We start from the raw sequence: 19,887 nt of genomic DNA, 5'->3' as shown, positions 1-19,887 counted from the left end.
ACGCCGATTAACGCCCCGGCAACCTAAATTGGATACTTACGATAAAGATCGAATTGCACGGATGTACTGAGTTCGATCAGACGAGCGTAAGCGTAGCGTGAGCGTATCGATGTCAGTGTTGCGTAAGCATCCGAAGGGCGCGCGGTTCGCGTCCTTCGGCATCGGTCTCTGCATCTTCGCATTGATGCCGAGAGAGACCGGCTATCAGGACATTGCCTCTCTGCTGGCGCGTCAGCCCGGCGTCGCCGAGCGTTGGCAGCAGCAGGTGTTCTCCTCGGCGTCCTCGATCCAGCTCGCCACCTACAGCTTCTCCCGGCCCATCGGCACTTCGGTTCCGCAGAGCGCGATGGTCCGCCTCGCAAGCATCGATGGCCGCGACGTCACCGGCGCGGTCAGCCGCAATCCGGCACTGCAGCCGCCGCCCCGCTACCAGGCCGCAGATTTTCCCAAGGTCGATCGCTCGCTGAAGGGCGATCGCCTCGCAACCGCTACACCTGCACAAACGCCGGAGACGGTCGCTCCGTCCGCGACACCCCCGCAGGAAGATCCCGCGACGTCGAACAGCTCGGTGTTTGGCGCCAAGACCGCTGCATTGCCGGGAGCGATGTCGCCGGAGTCCGCGGCCGCCCTCGACCCGGAGCTCGCGGAAGCGATGCGCGCGCCGCCATTACCGCAATATGCCAATCCCCCGCAGGCCGGCGACGTTGCACGCTCGTTCGCGGTGCAGCCGTTGGAGGCCCTGAAGCGGGCCACTGCTCCGACGACGCCCGTGCGCGAACCCTTCAGCGTCAAGACCTCGAGCTTGTTCTTCGGCAACTCCTCGCTCGGCGGCAATCTCGAGAGCATCGAGAGCTGGCAGCCCGGCGCCGAGCCGCTGATCGTGATGCCCGACCCCGACATCAAGGTCACGGCCTCGCTGACCCCGCCGACGGCCGAGATCGCCAAGGACATCGAGAGCGGCGAGAGCGTTGCGCCGAAGGGGGAGGTCAACGCCGACAACCAGCGCGCCAAGTCGCCGGCGGAGCGACTCGCGCTCGACGACAAATCGCGCGCGAAGTCGGAGAAGTGCCTCGCCGAGGCCGTCTATTTCGAATCCCGCGGCGAGGCCGTGCGCGGCCAGATCGCGGTGGCGCAGGTGGTGATGAACCGCGTGTTCTCCGGAAAATATCCGGACACCGTGTGCGGCGCGGTCTATCAGAACAAGCACCGCCATTTCGCCTGCCAGTTCACCTTCGCCTGCGACAACAATCCCGATGTCATCCGCGAGCCCGAGATGTGGGAGCGTGCGAAGAAGATCTCGAAGGCGATGCTCGATGGCCAGATCTGGCTGCCCGAAGTCGGCAAGTCGACGCACTACCACGCCTATTGGGTGCGCCCGTCCTGGGTCGCCGAGATGAAGAAGATGTACAAGACCGGCGTGCACACCTTCTATCGGCCGCGCAACTGGGGCGACGGCAGCGAGGAACCGAGCTGGGGCACCCCGGCCCAGACCGCCGCGCTCACCGCGGCACTCGCGCAGGAAGCCAAGAGCTCGGCCGAGATGGGCAACACGGAGCGGCGGTAGCTGTCCTTCACCTCTCCCCGCTTGCGGGCAGAGCGTTGGGGTGAGGGGGACTCTCCGCGAAGACGGCGACAGTTGGACTCGCGGAGACTCCCCCTCACCCGGAGTCCGCGCTCTCCCGCAGGCGGGAAAGGAAGACATCAAGTCTCGATATCCAGCGCGCAGTCGAAATTCGGCGCCGAATGCGTCAGTGCGCCGGAGGACACATAGTCGACGCCGGTTTCCGCGATGGCCGCAATCGAGTCCAGCGTGACGCCGCCTGACGCCTCCAGCTTCAGACGGCCAGCGTTGATCCTGACAGCCTCGCGCAGCGTCGTAAGGTCCATGTTATCCAGCAGCACGGCGTCGGCCATTCCGGTGTCGAGCACCTCGCGCAGCTGGATCAGCGTATCCACCTCGATCTCGATCTTGACGAGATGACCGGCATGGGCGCGGGCGCGCTCCAGCACGGCATGGATGCCGCCCGCGACTGCGATGTGATTGTCCTTGATGAGGATCGCATCGTCGAGGCCGAAGCGATGGTTGAAGCCGCCGCCGCAGCGCACCGCGTATTTCTCCAGCGCGCGCAATCCCGGCGTCGTTTTTCGCGTGCAACAGATCCGCATCCTGGTGCCTTCGGTGCGTGCGACATAGTCCGCCGTAAGCGTGGCTATGCCCGACAGCCGGCCGACGAAGTTCAGCGCGGTGCGCTCAGCGGTGAGAATGGCGCGCGCGGGCCCGGTGATCGCCAGCACCTGCTGTCCGCCGGCAACCCGTGCGGCGTCGCGGACATGCGCGCGCACATCGATGTCGGCCGAGAGCCTTTGCAGCGTCGCCAGCGCCAGCGGCAGGCCGGCGATCACGCCGGACTGGCGCGCGACCAGGATGGCCTGCGCTCTTGTCGCTTCCGGAATCGTCGCGAGCGAGGTGATGTCACCGGCGCGGCCGAGGTCTTCGTCGAGCGCACGGTGCACTGCCTCGTCGATCGCGAGCGGGGAGAGGAAGGCGTCCGGATAGAGCAGGGAGGTCGAGGTAATCATGGAGGATTCCTTCAGGCGGTCACGGATTGCGCAATGGGCGGCAGCGGACGCTCGGTCAGGCTCTGCGCGACCTCGCGCGCTGCGGAAAGCGTGGTCATCGTTCTCTGCGCCAGCGCAGGTATGTCGGCCGGATGATCGGAACGGAAATGGGCGCCGCGGCTCTCGTGCCGCATCCAGGCCGCCGCTGCGACGAGCAGGGCTGAGATCGCCATGTTGCGGACCGTGAGGCTGGCGGCCTCACGCTCGAGCGCGGCAAAGCCGCGTGTTGCTTCTGCAAGCCCATCGCCATCGCGGATCACGCCGACATGCGCGCTCATCACTGCGCGCAGCCGTCTTACGTGAGCTGCGTCCGGCGCGCCGCCGCGTGGCGTCACGACTGCATCGGGGAGGCGCGCAGGCGAGGGCACCGTGCTGCCGGCGATGTCGTCGGCGATGCGTGCGGCGTAGACGACCGCCTCCAGCAGCGAATTGGAGGCGAGCCGGTTGGCGCCGTGTGCGCCGGTGGAGCACACTTCGCCGCCGGCCCAGAGCCCGTCGATCGAGCTGCGGCCGCGCGCGTCCACCGCGATGCCGCCCATGTGGTAATGCGCGGCCGGCGCAATCGGGATGGCTTGCCTCGCGGGATCGATCCCGGCGGCGATGCAGCTCGCATGCACGGTGGGAAATTTTTCGGCGAAACGCGTGCCCAGCGCTTCCCGTGCATCGAGGAAGGCGCCGCGCCCTGCGGCGATCTCGGCGAACACGCCGCGGGCCACGATGTCGCGCGGCGCGAGTTCGGCGAGCGGATGGCGCGCGAGCATGAAGCGCTCACCATGGCGGTTGATCAGCGTCGCGCCTTCGCCGCGCAAAGCTTCGGTCGCGAGCGGCGCCGGATCGCGGCCGACCGTGATAGCGGTAGGGTGGAACTGCACGAACTCAGGGTCGGCTATCACCGCGCCGGCGCGGGCGGCGATCGCAAGGCCGGAGCCGCTGGCCTCGAGCGGATTGGTGGTGATGGCGTAGAGATGGCCGAGGCCGCCGGTCGCCAGCACGACCGCCCGCGAGGCCAGCAGAATGGGCTTTGCCGAGGGATTGCCGACCTCGCGCAATTGAAGCCCGGTGACGGCACCGTTCTCGGTCAGCAGAGATTCCGCGACGAGGCCTTCGATGATGCGGATCGATGGCGTCCGGCGCACGGCTTCGCTTAGCGCCGCGATGATGGCGGCGCCCGCCCCGTCGCCGCGCACATGCACGATGCGCCGGGCCGAATGCGCGGCTTCCCGCCCCACGGCGAGCTTCCCTTCGAGGTCGCGGTCGAACGGCACGCCATAGGCGAGCAGGTCATGGATTCGCGGCGCAGCCTCACGGGCAATGCCGAGCGCGACGGCTTCGTCGACGAGGCCGCCGCCGACCCCGATCGTATCCGCGGCGTGTGCTTCGGGCGTGTCGCCTTCGGCGACCGCCGCGGCGATGCCGCCTTGAGCCCATGCGGACGATGCGCCCTGTCCAAGGGGCGCCGCCGAAATCAGCGTCACCGGCCGCGGCGCCAGCTTCAGTGCGCAGAACAGCCCGGCAAGGCCGCCGCCGACGATGACGACGTCGTCGGTGCCGCGGGTGAGGTGGTGGATGTTGTCTGTCATGGCTTTCTCCATTGTCGTCCTGGCGAAAAGCCAGGACCCGTGACCCCGACTGTTTGTTGTTGCGGCAGGCTGGAGCTACCAGCGCGCCAATATCGTGCTGTCGTTATGGGTCCCGGATCTGCGCGCGCTTGAGGCGCGCTTGTCCGGGACGACGGCTGTGGTTGTGGCGACTTGTGTCGCTAGTTCTTCAGATTGATCATCCGCTCCACCGATCGCCTTGCCCGCTCTGCAAGCGCGGGATCGATCGTGACTTCCTCGCCGAGCATCAGCAGGCTCTGTAAAATATTGGCGAGCGTGATGCGCTTCATGTGCGGGCAGAGATTACAGGGGCGCAGCATCTCGACATCAGGCAGCTCGGCTCGCACATTGTCGGCCATCGAGCACTCCGTGATCATCACCAGCCGTCGCGGCCGCTTGTTGCGCACCCAGTTGATCATGTGCGCGGTCGAGCCGGTGAAGTCGGCTTCCGCCAGCACGTCCGGCGGACATTCGGGATGTGCGATGATCTGCACGGACGGATCGGCCTCGCGAAACGCGCGCAGCTCCTCGCCCTTGAAACGCTCGTGCACCTCGCAGGCGCCCTTCCAGGCGATGATCTTCACGTCTGTCTTCGAGGCGACGTAGGTCGCGAGATAACGGTCGGGCAGGAAGATCACGGTCGGCGCATTCAGGCTCTCGACCACCTGCACCGCATTCGACGAGGTGCAGCAGATGTCGACCTCGGCCTTCACCTCCGCCGAGGTGTTGACATACGCGACGACGGGCACGCCGGGGAACTTCTCGCGCAGCAGCCGCACGTCGGCGCCGGTGATGCTGGAAGCAAGCGAGCAGCCGGCGCGCGAATCCGGGATCAGTACCGTCTTCTCCGGGTTGAGCAGTTTCGAGGTCTCCGCCATGAAGTGCACGCCGCACTGGACGATGATGCCGGCCTTCACCTTGGTGGCCTCGACCGCGAGCTGGAGCGAGTCGCCGCCGATATCGGCGACGCAGTGGAAGATCTCCGGCAACTGATAGTTGTGGGCGAGGATCACCGCGTTCCGTGCGCGCTTCAGCTCGTTGATCGCGCGAATCGTCGGCGCCATCAGCGGCCACTCGATCGGCGGGATCACGTGCTTCACGCGCTCATAGAGCGCCGCGGTGGCGTGCTCGACGTCCTCAGTCCATTCCAGCGAAGGCATCGGCAGCGCGGGCCCCCGCGCCGGGGCGGCGCGGGGAGAGGTGATGACGTGGCCCTGCGGCCGGTTGGCGAAATCGGCAGGGCCGTAAATTCCAGCGATCGGCATTAAAGCCTCCCTTCTATGGCATTTATACTCATATTGAGTATATTGGTGGTCTGAGTAATCCGGCCCGAGGGCCGGAGCGGACTTCACCCTGATATGCTCATTATGAGTAAATCGAAGATAACACGCGACGCTCAGGATCGCTAGACGCCGCCGCACACATTCCCGTCAGATCGCGTCAGGTGAGGCCTCATTGAAATGCAATGCTCCCACGACAGCCCTTCGTGGAATGCAACCGCTTTTGACTTGGGATTTTCATGCAAATGCATTAAACGGGCTGGCTCGCGGCTGCCTATTCCGGACCGCCAACAACAGACAAGGACACACCATGTCGACATCAATTGGCGAGCTCGGTTCGGTCTCACGTTCCACCTGGCGCACACCGGCGATCATCATTCTTTGCGGCTGCGCCATCGGCATGCTCGGCTTCGGCCCGCGCTCGGCGCTCGGCTTCTTCGTGCAGCCGATGAGCCACGAGTTTGCCTGGGGCCGCGACGTATTCGGCCTCGCGATCGCCGTGCAGAATCTGTTGTGGGGACTGGGGCAGCCGTTTGCGGGTGCGGTGGCGGATCGCTTCGGCCTTTTTCGGGTGATGTGCGTCGGCGCGCTGCTCTATGCCGGCGGCCTGCTCCTGATGCGTTACTCCTCGACGCCGTTGTCCCTGAATATTGGTGCGGGCGTGATGGTCGGCTTTGGTCTTGCCGGCTGCTCGTTCAACCTGGTGCTGTCGGCCTTCAGCAAGCTGCTGCCGGCAGAGAGGCGCGGGCTTGCACTCGGCGCCGGCACCGCGGCGGGTTCGTTCGGTCAGTTCCTGTTCGCGCCGATCGGCGTCGCGCTCATCGACAATTTCGGCTGGCAGCAGGCGCTCGCCGTGTTCGGCTTCCTGATGCTGCTGATCATTCCGCTGTCGCTGGCGCTCTCCACACCGCCGGTCGCAAGCACGACCAACACGGCGGCCGCGGATGAGCAGACGTTTACGAAGGCGCTCGCGGAAGCCTTCGGCCACCGCTCCTATGTGCTGCTGGTCCTCGGTTTCTTCACCTGCGGTTTCCAGCTCGCGTTCATCACCGTGCATCTGCCGGCCTTCCTGGTGGATCGCGGCATCTCGACGCAAACCGGCGGCTGGGTGATCGCGGCGATCGGCCTGTTCAACATCATCGGCTCGCTCAGCGTCGGCTATCTCCAGAACTATCTGCCCAAGCGCTACATCCTCTCGACCATCTATTTCACGCGCGCGCTTGCGACGCTCGCCTTCATCTCATTCCCGATCACGCCGTTCTCGGCGATCGCGTTCGGCGCGATCTCCGGCCTGACCTGGCTGTCGACGGTGCCGCCGACCTCGGCACTGGTGGCGCTGATGTTCGGCACGCGCTGGCTTGCGACGCTCTATGGCTTCGCCTTCGTCAGCCATCAGGTCGGCGGATTCCTCGGCGTCTGGCTCGGTGGCATCGTGTTCGAGAAGTTCGGTTCCTACACGCCGATCTGGTGGCTCTCGATCCTGTTCGGCGTGCTCTCGGCGCTGATCAACCTTCCGATCGTGGAGAAACCTGTCGCACGGGCGGTTGCGCAGCCGGCCTGATCGGCTAAACATCCCCGACAAACAAGTCAGGGAGTGCAGCCGTGGCCACATTCAAGGCGATCCGGATCGACAAGGCGGACAAGGGCACCACCGCGCAGCTCGCGCAGTTCGACGAGGCAGAGCTGATGGAGGGCGACGTCACCGTTCGCGTCGAATGGTCGACGCTGAACTACAAGGACGGCCTTGCGCTGACAGGCAAAGCGCCGGTGGTGCGCCGCTTCCCGATGATCGCCGGCATCGACTTTGCCGGAACGGTCGAAGCCTCCTCGCATCCGCAATGGAAGGCGGGCGACAAGGTGGTCTGCACCGGCTGGGGCATGGGCGAGACCCATCTGGGAGCCTATGCCGAGAAGGCGCGGGTGAAGGGCGACTGGCTGGTCGCCCTGCCGCAGGGCCTGACGGCGCGCGACGCCATGGCGATCGGGACCGCCGGCTTCACCGCCATGCTCTCGGTGCTGGCGCTGGAGAAGCACGGTCTGTCGCCGAAGAGCGGCCCCGTCGTGGTAACGGGCGCAGCCGGCGGCGTCGGCTCGGTCGCGACCGCCGTGCTGTCCAAGCTCGGCTACCACGTCATCGCCTCGACCGGCCGCGCGGCGGAAGCCGACTACCTCAAGCACCTCGGCGCCGCCGAGGTCATCGATCGCAGTGAATTGTCTGCCCCGGCAAAACCCCTGGCCAAGGAGCGCTGGGCGGGCGGCGTCGACAGCGTCGGCTCGACGACGCTGGCGAATCTCCTCTCGATGACCAAGTACGGTGGCGCGATCGCCGCCTGTGGCCTGGCGGCCGGCATGGACCTGCCGTCTTCGGTCGCGCCTTTCATTTTGCGCGGAGTGTGCCTTCTCGGCATCGATTCCGTGATGTGCCCGATCGAGCCGCGAAAAGCTGCCTGGCAGCGCTTGGCCTCCGACCTGGATCGGACAAAACTAGCTGAAATTACTCAGGAAATTTCGCTCGATGATGTTCCGGGATGGGGTGCGAAAATCCTGGCCGGCCAGGTCCGCGGCCGCGTCGTGGTAAAAATTGTCTGACGGCGTTCAGACTTTACCAACCAAGCTGCTCCAATGTTGCCATGGTTAGTATGGTAAGCAGCGGGTAAAGAGATAAGGCATAGCCCGCTGCGGGGGTCGGTTCGGAGTTGAGCATGCTTGCGCGTATTGTGTTGGGGGCTGTCACGGCGGCAGCGACGTTTGCGCCGGCCATTGCAGGTAGCATGAACGCCGACGAGGCGCGCCGCTTCGTGGCCGGAAAGGTCTTCGCCTTCACCTGTTTCGATGGTACCCGCGGCGCGGGCCGCATCCTCGACGACCTCGGCGCTGCCGGTGCGGTGCAGTTCTCGGGCTCGGGCCCGGTGAAACATCTCCGCCTGCCCGGCAACACCCTCCAGATCCGCGGCCAGAACGTCTGCGCCTCAATCAAGGGCATTCCGTTCGAGCCCTGTTTCAACCTGGAAAAGACCGACGAGCGCAGCTTCCGCGGTTCGGTGTCGGGCATGGGCTTTGCCTATTGCGACTTCCACCACCAGGGCGGCAATCAGATGCTGATGGCGCGCGCGTCGGCGCGCCCGCGCTCGCTGCGTTCCTCGGAGCACACCGGCTCGGTCGGTGCGCCGAACACCGAGGTCGCCGCGCGCGTCGAGACGCCGCGTGTCGAGAGCAGACGGATCGAGCCGGTGAGGGCCGAAGCGAAGTCGGAGCCCGCCAGGAACGAGGGTCCGCTGGAGCTGCGTCGCTCCACCCAGTGAGCCGGCGGTGCGGGTCAATCCGCGTCTTGCCGTTGCATATGTCCATCGAACATCGAGCCGCGCGCGCCCTAGTCATACGGACGGCGGCTTTCATCCCGGTAGCTGTTCGCGCCCCCGTTTTCGTGCGGCCGGGGGGGGGGCGCGCCCTCGACAGGTGTTCAACAGAGATGACCGAGGTCTGCGCCAATCTGCTCGGCGGGATCGCGCGCAGCATGAAGCCGAATGCCAAGTGGAGCATGGAGCTGCTCGACGAGAAAAAGAAGCCGGTGTTCCGCATCAGCATTGTGGGCGAGACGGTGGTGCAGTAGGGGAGACCTATCCCTGGATGTGGTTAACCTGTTAAGCTCGCACTCCGTGCTGAATTTCAAGGGGTTTCCGCACTAGTTCAGTATTTGAACGGTGGCGGTGTTAACCAATTTGGAATGGCTGGCGCTCACCTTTTGAGCAAGAGCGATCAACGCCAGGGGCCGCCGACAACGACTCGGCTGCGCGCATTGCTTTGGGGAAACACCAATGTTGAGCCTCGTTCGGAACTTGCGGATCGGGACAAAGCTGGCGATCGCGTCGGCACTCGGCATCATCCTGGTCGTTTGCATGATCGCAAGTCAGCTCGTCGGTAACGGCAATGTGCGGGGCTCCAACGCGGCCGCGGTCGCGCAGCTCGAGCTCGCGCGCGAGGCGGTGGAAGCCAAGCTCGCGGCGCGCAGCATGCAGCTCGCCGTCCGCGACATACGGCTCGCCGGCAACGCGGCCGAGCTGCAGAAGGCCGGCGCTGCTCTGGTCGAGCGCGCCGAAACGTTGACCAAAGTCGCTGAGACGATGCTGAAGCTGTCACAAGTGCCGGAAAACCGGACCCGGATGGAAAAGCTCAAGAGCCTGTCTGCGGGCTATCTCAAGGGCGCTCAGCAGAATGCCGCCGTTCGTGGCGAGGCCATCGCCCTTGCGGCGACGGACGCCGCCGCCGCTGCCAAGCTCTCCGAAGAAGGCACGCGCCTGGCGCGTGAGGTGACCCTGCCGATTGCTGCCCAGCTCGATACGATTACGAGCGAGATTGCGGATTTTGCCAGGCATAAAAGCGAGGAAGAACTTGCCGCCGCGACGCAGGAGATGGCCGCGAGCGAACGTCTCGGCGTCGCGGTCGGCATCTGCGCCATGCTCGTTCTCATCGGCTCCTGGCTGATGTCCTTCTTCACCATCGCCCGGCCGATCCGCGCGCTCACCGTGGCCATGGACAAGCTCGCCGGCGGCGACTTCTCCGTGGTGCTGCCCGGGCTCGGCCGCAGGGACGAGGTCGGTGGCGTCGCCGCGGCCGTCGAGAAGTTCAAGGCTGTGTCGGAGCAGAAGGCGCGCGAGGAGGCCGAGGCGAAGGTCAGGCAGGATCAGGCCGCAGCCGCACAGCGCAGGGCCGAGATGCACAGGCTTGCCGACGGCTTCGAGGCCGCGATCGGCGAGATCGTCGATACCGTGTCATCGGCTGCGACCGAGCTGGAAGCTTCGGCATCGACGCTCACCTCGACCGCGGAACGCGGCCAGCAGCTCACCACCATGGTTGCGGCTGCTTCCGAAGAGGCGTCCACCAACGTGCAGTCGGTAGCATCGGCTACGGAAGAATTGTCGTCGTCGATCACCGAGATCAGCCGGCAGGTGCAGGAATCTGCTCGAGTGGCCAATGAGGCGGTGGGCCAGGCCCGCACCACCACCGAGCGCGTCAGCGAACTGTCCAAGGCGGCGATGCGCATCGGCGACGTCGTCGAGCTGATCAACACCATCGCCGGCCAGACCAACCTGCTGGCGCTCAATGCCACCATCGAGGCCGCTCGCGCCGGCGAGGCCGGCAAGGGTTTTGCGGTGGTTGCCTCCGAGGTCAAGGCGCTCGCGGAGCAGACGGCGAAGGCAACCGGCGAAATCGGTCATCAGATTGCAAGCATCCAGACCGCGACCGAGCATTCGGTCGGCGCCATCAAGGAGATCAGCGGCACCATCGAAAAGCTGTCGGAGATCTCCTCGACGATCGCTGCCGCCGTGGAAGAGCAGGGCGCGGCAACGCAGGAAATCTCCCGCAACGTGCAGCAGGCGGCGGAAGGTACCCATCAGGTCTCGTCCAACATCACCGACGTGCAGCGCGGCGCGACCGAGACCGGCTCGGCCTCCTCGCAGGTGCTGTCCGCCGCGCAGACGCTGTCGGGCGACAGCAACCGCCTCAAGCTCGAGGTCGGCAAGTTCCTCTGCACCGTGCGCGCCGCCTGACGCTATCAGCTGCTCCGGCCGAATGTTTGCAACTTATAGCTGCAGTAAAGCATCGCTGCGCTCCCGTATCTTCACTAGGTTCCTGTTAACGCCTGTTTGCGACTATGTGCGCAATCTTACCGGATAAGAACCAGCCAGCATCGTCGGAATGACTTCCATCCTGTCGTCGGTCGTGAGGATGGCGGCGCGGGGTGGTTTGCGCGTTGCCAGGTCTCATGGGGATTTGTCGTGATGTCGAAGTTGTCGATCGTCTTCAAGCTTCTGACCGTGTTGTCAGTCCTCGTGCTCGCGCTCGCCGGCGTCGGCGTGACGGCGATCGGCACCATGCAGAACATCAATGCCCACACGGTCGAGATTGCGGAAAGCTGGCTGCCGAGCGTGCGTGCGCTGGGCTCGCTCCGCGCCGACATCAACGAGCTGCGCGTTGCCCTTCGCCTGCACCTGATGCAGGACAGCGCCGAGGGCAAGGACGCGGCCGAGAAGCGGCTCGCCTCACTGCGCGAGCGTATCGAGAAGACGCGCAAGGTCTACGAGCCCCTGATCAACTCCTCCGAGGAGCGCTCTCTCTATGAGCAGTGGGCCAAGGCGTGGGCCGAATATCTGAATGGCGTGCAGGACGTGATGGCGCTGTCGCGCAAGAGCGTCGGCCGTTTCCCGACCGATGCCAATGAGATGTTGCAGACCAAGGTGGCGAAGATGGCCCAGGCAGCCGATCCGCTGCTGCAGAAGGGTATCGAGCTCAACAACAGCGGCGCCGAGCTGGAAACGAAGCAGGCGGCCGAAAGCTATGCGCTGATCTTCCGCGTCCTGGTCGGCATCATCGTGCTTTCGGTCGTGATCGCGATCAGCGCGGCCTATTATCTCGTGCGCGACGTTTCGCGTGGCATAGCTTCGATCATCAAGCCGATGCAGTCGCTGGGCGAGGGGGACCTCTCGGCCGAGGTGCCGCATCGCGGCGAGAAGACCGAGATCGGCTCGATGGCGGATGCGCTGCAGATCTTCAAGGAAGCCTTGATCGCCAAGAAGGCTGCCGATGAGGCCGCCAGGCTCGACGCCGAGGCCAAGATCGAGCGCGGCCGCAGGGTCGATGCCATCACGCGCAAGTTCGAGGCGATGATCGGCGAAGTCGTCGGCACCGTCTCCTCGGCCTCGACCGAGCTCGAGGCCTCGGCGTCGACGCTGACCAGCACCGCGCAGCGCGGCCAGGAGCTCGCCACCGTCGTCGCGGCGGCTTCCGAGGAAGCCTCCACCAACGTCCAGGCGGTCGCCTCCGCTTCGGAAGAGCTGTCGTCCTCCATCACCGAGATCAGCCGCCGCGTGCAGGATTCGGCACGGATGGCGGCGGAAGCGGTCGAGCAGGCGACGCGGACCAACGAGCGCGTCAACGCGCTGTCGAAGGCGGCCTCCCGCATCGGCGACGTGGTCGAGCTCATCAACACCATTGCAGGACAGACCAACCTGCTGGCGCTGAACGCGACCATCGAGGCGGCGCGGGCAGGCGAAGCCGGCCGCGGCTTCGCGGTCGTGGCCTCCGAGGTCAAGGCGCTGGCCGAGCAGACCGCGAAGGCGACCGGCGAGATCGGCGCACAGGTGTCCGGCATCCAGGCCGCAACGCAGGAATCGGTCAGCGCGATCCAGGAGATCGGCGGCACCATCGAGCGGCTGTCCGAAGTGTCCGCCGCGATTGCCGCCGCCATCGAGGAGCAGGGCGCGGCGACGCAGGAGATCTCGCGCAACGTCCAGCAGGCCTCGGTCGGCACGCAGGAGGTTTCCTCCAACATCACCGACGTGCAGCGCGGCGCGATCGAGACCGGCGAAGCCTCGACAGAGGTGCTGTCGGCGGCGAAATCGCTTGCGACCGACAGCACGCGCCTCAAGGTCGAGGTCGCGAAGTTCCTGGAATCTGTCCGCGCGGCCTAGAGCGAAATGGCTCCGGGTTGAATCGATCGCTGCGGCTCGTTTACCGCTCCCGCATGCGGGAGAGGTCGGCGCGAAGCGCCGGGTGAGGGCTTTCTCCTCTTGGGATTGTCCCATTGCCGAGGCGCCCTCTCCCCGACCCTCTCCCGCAAGCGGGAGAGGGAGTGCTCCTCGCCCGACGCTTTAGCTGCCCGTCTGCGGAGCCGGCGGCGGGACCTGCCGACGGAACAGGATGCGCTGGTAGAGCCAGCCGATCGCGACCAGCACCACGCCGAGGCACATGAACGACAGCGCGCGGTAGACGCCCGTCAGCGTCGACATGTCGATGACGAAGGCTTTCAGGATCGTCAGCGCGATGACGGCGGCGGACGCCAGCCGCGCCCGTTCCGAGTTGACGAGAATGCCGACCCCGAGCAGTACCACGCCGAAGGCGAGCCAGCCGATCGAATAGGTGTATTGCTCGGCCCCCGTCGTCGGACCGGTGGAAAGGATCGGGCCATGATAGAAGCGGCGGATCTCCAGCGTGACATAGGCGAGCGCAAACACCAGCGCGCCGCCGGCGATGGTGTTGGCGTAGACCTTGCCGCGCTTGCCGACCACAGCATAGGACAATAGCAACATCAGCACGGCCGGCAGCGCGTAGCCCAGCAGCAACAGGTTGAACACCGCGCCGCCGACGTCGATGCGCCAGATCAGCGGGTTCTCCAGGATGAAGAGGCCGAACACGCTGATGAGGCCGGCGATCGCGGTCAGCACGACCGCGCCGACGTTGTGCACGATGCTGCGGCTGCGCAGCCGCAGGCGCTCCAGCCCGATCGCCATCGCAAGCGCGACGCAGACCTGCAGCGCGAATTCGAGCAACGACGGCGGCGAAATCATGTCACCGCCGGTCGCAAGGTGACGAACCTCCATGAAGGCGAGCAGCGCGGTGAACAAGATCGCGGCTGCCTCGACCACGCGCAACGGCGCGTCGTCGGCACGGCGGCGCAGAAAGACGCTCGCGCACCAGAACGAGGCCGCCGGCAGGCCGTAACCCCACAGCAGCCAGTTGAAGATCGGGGTTGTGCCGACGGCATCGCCGACAATGCGCGGATCATAGACGATGCGCGCGGTGACGATCGCGGCGAAGATGGCAGCCAACCGGCGCAGCACCGGGATCGGGCGCTGCAACGAGATCCAGGCGGTGCCGAGCGACATCAGCGCGAGCGCAATGGTGAGCCAGCCCTTCTCCAGCGCGAAGGTCAGCGCCAGCGCCAGCGCGCCGAGCGTGCCCGTCGCGAACAAGGCGATCGAGGTTGCAACGCCCGGTCGTTCTTCGCGACCAGTCAAGGCTTCGGTCGCGACGCCAAAGGCCGCGGCGAGCAGCACCGCGAGGATCGCGAACGGGATCGAACGGTCGAGATGGGCGATGCGCGCATAGAGCGCAACCAGGATCGCGATCGGCGTGGCGACGCCCGCCGCAGACCACACAACCGGAATGATCGGCCAGTTCGAGCGGCCCTGCGCGAGAAAGCCCGCGACGCCGAAGCCGGCGGCGAAGATGGCGGCCGTCACCAGATGCAGCGTCACCGAGCTGTCGGTCGCGACAGGACCGATGCCCGGCATCGGGCCGCCCGGCAGCACCAGCATGTCAGGGTTGGCGCGCACAGCCCATTCGGCGAACACGACGAACACGGTCGCAGCAGCCGCGCCCAGCGCACCAGTCGCTGCCGGAGCACGCCAGGCGACGAACAGCGTGCCGCCGACCAGAAGGGTGAAGGCGATCAGCGCCAGATCGGCATGCGCGCTCGACAGCACGACCAGCATCGCGCCGAACAGATAGGCGCCGAGCGCGCCCGACGAGATCGGCTCGATCTCGCCGTCCTCGATGGTCGGGCCGAACATGAAGCCGCAGACCACGAGCAGCGCGGCGAGCACGAACCCCGCGATGACATGGAAGGCATGCGGCGCGACCTGCACCTCGTTGGTATCGAGCCCCGGGAAGATCCAGAGCACTGCGAAGGCGATGGTCGTGACCGCGAGCCAGCGCCACAGCCGGATGCGGGCGAGACCAAAGCTCGCGGCGGTGACGATGGCGAGATAGATGTAGAGCGCCCAATAATCCGGCTTGCCGCTGGAGACGAGGATCGGCGTCACGAAGGCGCCGACCACGCCAAGCCCTGCTAGCGCGGGCCCGTGCAGGAGCGCGGCGGCGAGCGTGCCCATCGCGACGATGCCGAGCAGCACGAAGGCGGTTGCCGGCACCAGGAAGCCGTACAGCGCATAGGCCGCGTAGATGGTCGCGAACGCAACCGCAGTGCCGGCCGCGGTGAGGATCGCGGGAATGTTCGCGATCGGCAGTGCGTGGATGCTGGAGATGCTCTCCTTGCGCCGCGTCCATTCGCCGGCCCCCAGCAGCGCGGCCGCGAACAGGCCGCCAAGGAAGACGCGCACGCCAGGGCCGACCAGGCCGGCCTCGATCGAATAGCGCACCATGAAGAAGCCGCCGAGCGCGAGCGCAAGGCCGCCGATCCAGACCACCCAACGCGTGCCGAGACGCTCTTCAAAGCCGGGTGCGGGCGCTGCCTCCGGCACCGGAGGCGGCGGTGTATCGGCCGCCGGGGTCGGTTCGAGCGGGGGCGGCGCAACCTCCTCGGCGACGAGCGGAGGCGGCGTGGGCTCGGCTTCCGGCGCAAGCGGCGGCGGCTCTGCGGCAGGCGTTGCGGGAGTTTCAGCCTGCACCTGCGCGGGCATCAGCGGCGGCGGTTGCACAACCGGGCGCTGCGCATAAAACTTCTCTTCAAGCAAGTTCAGCCGGCGGCGCAACTCGGTCGCCTGGCTGGACGCCTTGATCGCGATCAGGAAGGCGATGATCGCAATGATCAACGCAAAGACGTCGAAAGGGCCGTCGAACATGAAGCCTCCAGGCAACCGGCGGGCAGGGGCCGGTACCAAACTCAGGATCTAGCGCCGGGAGCGTACGCGCAAGCCCGGCGCGGGCCGCTCCTGGAGCACCTCGCGGCGGAAGCGGTAGAGCGCTGCCGGTCGTCCGCCAGTCTGTGTCGACATCACGCCGGTCGGTTCGACCAAGGCTTCCGATTCGACCAGGCGCCGGAAATTCTGCTTGTGCAGATGCCGGCCGGAGATCGCCTCCACCGTATGTTGCAATTCCGTGAGTGTGAACTCGGCGGGCAAAAGTTCAAACACCACAGGACGATACTTCAGTTTCGCGCGCAGCCGCGCGATTCCCGTGGCGAGAATCCTGCGGTGATCGAACCGCATCGAGGTCCCGAGCGCCGGCAGCGCCTTGCGCGCTAATGCCGCAGGACGGCCGTCGCGGCGCGCCTCCTCGATCAGCCCGGCCTCGTACAACAGCTCATAGCGGTCGAGCACGCGCTCCTCGTCCCAGGGCGCACCCTCGAGCCCGAAATAGAACCGCACGCGATCCTTGCGCGGCAGCGCGCGCGTCGTCTCGGGGGGGTCTTCTTCGGCCCACTTGGTCAGCGCCGGGATGATGTCGCGGGCGATGATCGCGGGTGGCTCCTCGCGCCAGTCCTCCCAGGGCAGGAAGCGGTACCACGGCTCGAAGCTTGCGCCGTTTGCCGCGAGCTCGCCGCGCGCGGCGCGTGTGAGCGCGAGATAGCCGATCGACACCATATGCGCGCCGGTATCGCCGGCCTCGGCATGACGGCCGCGATCGCCGAAGGTGTAGAGCTGCTCGACATAGCCGAGCCGCAGGCCCGCCTGCTCCTCGACCCAGGCGCGCAAGCCGATCTCGAACGTGCGATGGCTCAGCGCATCGAATGGCCCGAACGGCAGGCCCGCCAGCCCGTCACTGCCGCGTGCGGTGAGGATCAGCGGCTCGTGGTCCTCGATCGCGACGATCGCAGCGGTCAGGCCGATCTCGATCGGCGTCAGCAGCGTCTCGCTCATGCGGCTGATGTCGCGGGTGTTGTGAGAGAGGCATGCCGGTTGATCGAGCAGACCTCTCCGCGGCCTCGCTGCACCTCTGCCGCTTGCGGGAGAGGTCGCGCCGAAGGCGCGGGTGAGGGCTCTCGCCTGTTGGGGAATCCCAATGAGACGGCACCCTCTCCTCCAAGCGGGAGAGGGTGCGCACCTGCGATGTGGCGCGCAACTGTCATTCGAGCTCGATCACGAAGGGTCGGCCCTCGACCATCATCGCGCCCGGGCCAATCTCGTCGAGCGCGCGCAGCATGCGGCCGTTGCGTCCCAGCGCGCGGTCGGCGAGGGCGACGATACGCCGGTTCGGGGAGGCGATCGGCGAGGCGGCGCGGATCTTCTTCGCGATCTCGATCTCGTCGCGGTGCGGATTGAGCGCGCAGACAGCGGCGAAGGCGCTCGCGGTGGAGCGGCTGATGCCGGCATAGCAATGCACGACCAGCGGCGCGCTGCGGTCCCAGCCGCGCACGAAGTTCAGCACCTGCTCGATATGCGTCTCGGACGGCGCGACGAAGCCGTCCATCTCCTCGGTGATGTCGTCCATCGACACCTTGAGATGGTTGGCCGGCAGCACGGATACCGGACGTGCCACCTGCTCGACATTGGCCATCACGGTCAGCACGTGGCTGGCCTTGGTCAGGCGGACGGTTTCGGGAAGCGCGGCGAGGGAACAGACGTGGATCATGGCGGACCTTTTTGCCGTTGATTATAGCGAGCGCTTGTAGAGTGGGCAAAGGCGCATCGAGCCGTGCCCAGCATCTCGCAGTTGCGCGCATCGCGCCTGGTTTGGTGGGCACGCTTCCGCTTTGCCTACCCTACGAAGCGATGACGCTACGCAAACACCGCGCCGAACCGCTCCAGAAACTGCTTCTCCGCCCGCGCCGCGGTCCAGGGCGTGAGGTAGTCGCGCCGGACGCTGTCGGAGAGGCCCGGATCCTTGCCGAACAGGCGCCGCGCCTCGCTCTCGCTGAAGCCGGCGAGCTCGGTCGCCTCGAGATAGGCCGCGCCGCGATCGGCGGCCTTGATGGCCTGCGTGATCTCCTCAGGCAGCACCGGCGGCAAGCCGAAGCGGATGTGGATGGCGCCGAGCAGGCGTTTCTCCACCGCTTTGTAATGGCCATCGAGCACCGCCTTGAACGGCGAGATCATGTCGCCGATCACGTATTCGGGTGCATCGTGCAGCAACGCGGCGAGCCGCATGCGCTGGTCCACGCGCGGCATCTCGTGCCGCATCACGGTTTCTACCAGCAGCGTGTGCTGCGCGACCGAGAAGATGTGCGCGCCGGTGGTCTGCCCGTTCCAGCGCGCGACGCGCGCCAGCCCATGGGCGATGTCGGCAATCTCGACATCGAGCGGAGAGGGATCGAGCAGGTCGAGCCGCCGCCCCGACAGCATGCGCTGCCAGGCGCGGGATTCCGCGCCGCGCGTCGTCTTCTTCGCGCTCATTTGGGCTTGAGGCGCTGCTTGCGCTGCGTCTTGCCGCAGGTCGCGTGGCAATGGCAATCGACGAGATGGTCGTTGACCATGCCTGTCGCCTGCATGAAGGCATAGACGATGGTCGGGCCGACGAATTTGAAGCCGCGCGAGGACAGCTCCTTGGAGATCTGCACCGACAGCGGTGTCGAGGCCGGCACGCTCGCCGTGGTCTTGAAGTTGTTGACTTTGGGCTTGCCGCCCATGAAGTCCCACAAGAGCTTCGAGAAGCCCGGGCCCTTCTCCATGATGTCGAGATACGACTTCGCGCTCAGGATCGCGCCGTCGATCTTGGCGCGGTTGCGCACGATGCCGGCATCGTTCATCAGTGCATGGACCTTCTTCGCATTGTAGCGCGCGATCTTCTCAGGCTGGAAATCGTCGAAGGCTTTGCGGAAATTATCGCGCTTGCGCAGGATCGTGATCCAGGACAGGCCGGCCTGAAAGCCGTCGAGGATCAGCTTCTCGTAGAGCGCGCGGTCGTCATATTCGGGCACGCCCCATTCGGTGTCGTGATAGGCGACATAGAGCGGATCCTCGCCGGGCCAGGGGCAGCGGGTCAGGCCATCGGGATGCAGGCGGGGAGCGCGGCTCATGCGGTGGGCTGCTTGGCAGGAATACGGACGATTTCAGGTTCGGCAAGCGTCAGGGTGAGGCCGCCGGCGGTGAGCGGCTGGCCGGCATCCAGCGCGTCGGCGACGCGGTCGATGCGCACGAGCGCGATGCCCTTGCCTTGCGCCGACGAGCCCATGGTGCCGACCGGCTTGTCGCCGGCCATCACGCTGACGCCGACTTCCGGCGAGACGTCGTCGAGCAGCACCTTGATGCTGCGCGTGCGCGCCGTGCCGCGATGCTGCATGCGCGAGACGACCTCCTGACCGACATAGCAGCCCTTGTCGAAATCGACGCCCGCGAGGCGGTCCATATTGGTCTCGTGCGGGAACGCATCGCTGTACATGAAATCGAGCCCTCCGCGCGGTACGCCGAGCGCGATGCGGTGCGCCTCGTAGTCGGCCGCATCGACCAGGTCGGCGCCGATCAGGTCGGACAGTTTCTGCTTGAGATCCTCGGGGATCAGGATGCGCGTGCCGAGCTCGGCATTGCGCGGATCGGCGAAGGCAAGGTCCGGCTGCGCCGCAAGCTGGCCGCCCCACGCCGCGAGCACGCCGAGATCAAGGTTTTCCACGCTCACCTTGGCGCGCAGCTTGTAGAACTTCAGCTTGGTGGCGAGGGTGTCCGCCAGCGCCTTCGGACAGTCGATCAGGAACCCGCCGCCATGGCCGGCCGGCACCTCCGTGATCAGGAAATCGACGATGATCTTGCCTTGTGGCGTCAGCAGCGCGCCGAATCGCCCCAGCCCCGGCTTCAGCCTGTCGACATCGGTCGTGATCAGGCCGTTGAGGAAGTTGCGCGCATCCTCGCCCGCGACCTTGACCACGCCCCGGTCGGGAAGAAACGCTGATTTCATGCGAAAATCTCTTGCGACATGTTGCTCCGGAACGTAAGCCCGCA

The 19,887-nt window shown here is 66.1% G+C and carries 15 protein-coding genes and 1 pseudogene; 7 read left to right on the top strand and 9 right to left on the bottom strand.

Going from position 1 to position 19,887, the window contains the following annotated elements; all coding sequences use genetic code 11:
- Positions 1–109 precede the first annotated feature (109 nt).
- Positions 110–1,564 carry a cell wall hydrolase gene (locus ACRQ5Q_RS32320; RefSeq protein ID WP_439393979.1) on the top strand — a complete coding sequence of 485 codons (1,455 nt, stop codon included), beginning with the start codon at positions 110–112 and terminating at the stop codon, positions 1,562–1,564.
- Between the two features lie 137 nt (positions 1,565–1,701).
- Here the strand turns inward: ACRQ5Q_RS32320 and nadC are convergent, their stop codons facing one another.
- The 3 genes from nadC to nadA all read right to left on the bottom strand — a co-directional run bounded on the left by nadC (position 1,702) and on the right by nadA (position 5,482).
- Entirely contained in the window at positions 1,702–2,580 is an 879-nt protein-coding gene (nadC, locus tag ACRQ5Q_RS32315) for a carboxylating nicotinate-nucleotide diphosphorylase (RefSeq protein WP_439373799.1), read from the bottom strand.
- 11 nt (positions 2,581–2,591) lie between these two features.
- The gene (locus ACRQ5Q_RS32310; protein ID WP_439393977.1) at positions 2,592–4,199 is read right to left on the bottom strand and encodes an L-aspartate oxidase; all 1,608 of its coding nucleotides are present in this window, start codon (positions 4,197–4,199) and stop codon (positions 2,592–2,594) included.
- A 179-nt stretch (positions 4,200–4,378) separates the two neighbouring features.
- The gene (gene nadA / locus ACRQ5Q_RS32305) at positions 4,379–5,482 is read right to left on the bottom strand and encodes a quinolinate synthase NadA (RefSeq protein ID WP_439373801.1); all 1,104 of its coding nucleotides are present in this window, start codon (positions 5,480–5,482) and stop codon (positions 4,379–4,381) included.
- Between the two features lie 325 nt (positions 5,483–5,807).
- On the opposite strand from nadA, the gene ACRQ5Q_RS32300 reads away from it, so the two are divergent.
- From ACRQ5Q_RS32300 to ACRQ5Q_RS32275, 6 genes and pseudogenes are all read left to right on the top strand, one after another.
- On the top strand, positions 5,808–7,058 hold the full coding sequence (locus tag ACRQ5Q_RS32300) for an MFS transporter (protein WP_439393976.1): 1,251 nt from the start codon (positions 5,808–5,810) through the stop codon (positions 7,056–7,058).
- A gap of 41 nt (positions 7,059–7,099) precedes the next feature.
- Positions 7,100–8,086 carry an acrylyl-CoA reductase (NADPH) gene (gene acuI, locus ACRQ5Q_RS32295; RefSeq protein WP_439373803.1) on the top strand — a complete coding sequence of 329 codons (987 nt, stop codon included), beginning with the start codon at positions 7,100–7,102 and terminating at the stop codon, positions 8,084–8,086.
- A 113-nt stretch (positions 8,087–8,199) separates the two neighbouring features.
- Positions 8,200–8,799, top strand: coding sequence for a hypothetical protein (locus ACRQ5Q_RS32290; protein ID WP_439373804.1), 600 nt, complete (start codon positions 8,200–8,202; stop codon positions 8,797–8,799).
- 164 nt (positions 8,800–8,963) lie between these two features.
- Positions 8,964–9,107, top strand: a pseudogene (locus ACRQ5Q_RS32285) (DUF6894 family protein); the annotation flags it as partial.
- Positions 9,108–9,312: 205 nt separating this feature from the next.
- Positions 9,313–11,046 (top strand): methyl-accepting chemotaxis protein, encoded by a 1,734-nt coding sequence (locus ACRQ5Q_RS32280; protein WP_439393974.1) that lies wholly within the window; start codon positions 9,313–9,315, stop codon positions 11,044–11,046.
- 231 nt (positions 11,047–11,277) lie between these two features.
- On the top strand, positions 11,278–12,966 hold the full coding sequence (locus tag ACRQ5Q_RS32275; protein ID WP_439393972.1) for a methyl-accepting chemotaxis protein: 1,689 nt from the start codon (positions 11,278–11,280) through the stop codon (positions 12,964–12,966).
- Positions 12,967–13,146: 180 nt separating this feature from the next.
- On the opposite strand, the gene ACRQ5Q_RS32270 is transcribed toward ACRQ5Q_RS32275, so the two are convergent.
- The 6 genes from ACRQ5Q_RS32270 to ygfZ form a co-directional block, all read right to left on the bottom strand.
- Positions 13,147–15,858 (bottom strand): DUF2339 domain-containing protein, encoded by a 2,712-nt coding sequence (locus ACRQ5Q_RS32270; protein ID WP_439393970.1) that lies wholly within the window; start codon positions 15,856–15,858, stop codon positions 13,147–13,149.
- A 48-nt stretch (positions 15,859–15,906) separates the two neighbouring features.
- Positions 15,907–16,875, bottom strand: a complete 969-nt coding sequence (locus tag ACRQ5Q_RS32265) for an NUDIX hydrolase (protein ID WP_439393968.1) — start codon at positions 16,873–16,875, stop codon at positions 15,907–15,909.
- A gap of 205 nt (positions 16,876–17,080) precedes the next feature.
- Entirely contained in the window at positions 17,081–17,587 is a 507-nt protein-coding gene (locus tag ACRQ5Q_RS32260) for a tyrosine phosphatase family protein (protein WP_439373809.1), read from the bottom strand.
- A gap of 146 nt (positions 17,588–17,733) precedes the next feature.
- Positions 17,734–18,348, bottom strand: coding sequence for a YfbR-like 5'-deoxynucleotidase (locus ACRQ5Q_RS32255; protein WP_439373810.1), 615 nt, complete (start codon positions 18,346–18,348; stop codon positions 17,734–17,736).
- Positions 18,345–18,971 carry a DNA-3-methyladenine glycosylase I gene (locus tag ACRQ5Q_RS32250; protein WP_439373811.1) on the bottom strand — a complete coding sequence of 209 codons (627 nt, stop codon included), beginning with the start codon at positions 18,969–18,971 and terminating at the stop codon, positions 18,345–18,347. The genes ACRQ5Q_RS32255 and ACRQ5Q_RS32250 overlap by 4 nt, the downstream gene beginning before the upstream one ends.
- Positions 18,968–19,843: a CAF17-like 4Fe-4S cluster assembly/insertion protein YgfZ gene (ygfZ, locus tag ACRQ5Q_RS32245; protein WP_439393966.1), complete on the bottom strand. Its 876-nt coding sequence runs from the start codon at positions 19,841–19,843 to the stop codon at positions 18,968–18,970. Before ygfZ ends, ACRQ5Q_RS32250 begins: the two co-directional genes overlap by 4 nt.
- Between the last annotated feature and the right edge of the window lie 44 nt (positions 19,844–19,887).

Origin of the sequence: Bradyrhizobium sp. PMVTL-01 (assembly GCF_051861855.1) — a bacterium.
Classification (GTDB): Bacteria; Pseudomonadota; Alphaproteobacteria; order Rhizobiales; family Xanthobacteraceae; genus Bradyrhizobium.
This window is presented reverse-complemented; position numbering and strand designations above follow the sequence as displayed.